The following is a 1,570-nucleotide window of genomic DNA, read 5'->3' as shown; positions in this document are numbered from 1 at the left end:
CTAAGTGTATAATTTTTTGCGGTAAGTTGAATAAATAATTAAAAAGCTCAAGTCCTTTGAATTTGGACTTGAGCTAAAACAAAAAGACCAGTAGTCTGATGTTAAGAACAAAAACACATTAGAAGCTGGTCTTTTATGGAATCTATTATAACTGATATCGTGAAAATTATTAAGTCTGAAAATAATGTTATTGCTCGTGAAAAGGCATTAATGTGCTATTTCTTTAATCTAATTAGAGAATTAATGAAACTAGCGCTAGAAGAAGTTGATGCTGGTTTAGTTGAGGAGACTAAAAAGCAAGGCTATCAGATTGAAAAGAGAAATAAGCGTTCAGTTGTAACTGTCTTTGGAGAGATTAGCTATTGGCGCAGGAGATATATTTGTCCAGGCAAAAAGGCTAAATACCCGCTGGATGAGCTGATGGGCTATGACAAGTATAAGCGTTATAGTGTTTTAGCAGTGAAGGATGTTTTACAGGTTAGTGCTGTGGCAACTTACCGTAACACTGCTTTGGCAGTTAATACCCTTTCTTGTTTTAACATTAGTCATAGTCAAGTTGGCAAACTGATAGTTCAAGCAGGCAAACTGATTAAAAACCAACAACAGTCGGAAGAAAGATACGATGGCATTACCCAAAGGAAAAAGGTGCCAGTACTTTATCTTGAAGGCGATGGTGTTGTGATTAAGGGCACCAAGAAACGGCTAGAGTTTCATCGCTATCAAGTCTGTGAGGATATTATTAATTTAAGCCAAAAGCGCAGGAAGAGAGTTCAGGCCAAAGAGTTTGTTTCTTTAAGCCGCTTGGATGCTTTGCAAGAAATTAAAACCTATTTAGCTAATACCTATGACTTAAGCGATACTTTAATCATCAGTAATGCCGATGGCGGTGCCGGTTATGCCAAGAAAGATTTTGATGAAATAGTTGGTTATTGCCGGCAGCACGAACACTTCTTGGATGTCTTTCACTTGAATAAAAAAATTAAGGACCGTCTAAGCTTTATGCCAGCTATGCAAGGCAAATTGATCAGCGCAGTTGAGTTTAAATATGACCGTCACTTAACTGATGTAATTTTAGACACGATTGAAAGCAATCTGATTGATGAACTGAATACGCCAGAAAATCATGAAAACCTAAAGCTTCTGCGCAGCTATCTTCATCGTCGCTGGGCGGATATAAAACCATTCAAAATGCGTCATTTGTCGGTAATTAAAGCAATTGGCTGCTGTGAAAGCAATCATCGCAAATATACCTATCGCGTCAAAGGGCAAGGAAAATACTGGTCAGAAGATGGTGCCGAAGGAATCTTGCGTGTACTGACTTGTATCAAAAACAATGAACTGGAATACTGGCTTAGCAGTGAGTTCGCTGGTGGACAGCTGGATATTGGTGATCAGGAAGAATTGAAAGGTGCAGTTCGTGCTAGTCTAAGAAAGATGCATGAAACCCATCTGGGCATTCATCATGGAATAATTGAAAGTTTAACGGCAGGTCATAGCTATTTGAATGATTTCGGTAGGAAAATAAATCAGATAAATATTTAAGAAATTAAGGTTAGACTAATGGTTCACA

1 protein-coding gene is annotated in these 1,570 nt (G+C 37.9%); it reads left to right on the top strand.

The genetic code is table 11. From position 1 onward, the window contains the following. Positions 1-135: 135 nt before the first annotated feature. Positions 136-1,542 (top strand): ISLre2-like element ISLcr1 family transposase, encoded by a 1,407-nt coding sequence (locus CP366_RS10300; protein ID WP_089146280.1) that lies wholly within the window; start codon positions 136-138, stop codon positions 1,540-1,542. The last annotated feature ends 28 nt before the right edge of the window (positions 1,543-1,570 follow it).

Source organism: Lactobacillus sp. UMNPBX15 (assembly GCF_002553785.1).
Lineage (GTDB): Bacteria > Bacillota > Bacilli > Lactobacillales > Lactobacillaceae > Lactobacillus > Lactobacillus crispatus.
Note: the sequence above shows the minus strand (reverse complement) of the source record. Positions and strands in the feature narration are given on the sequence as shown.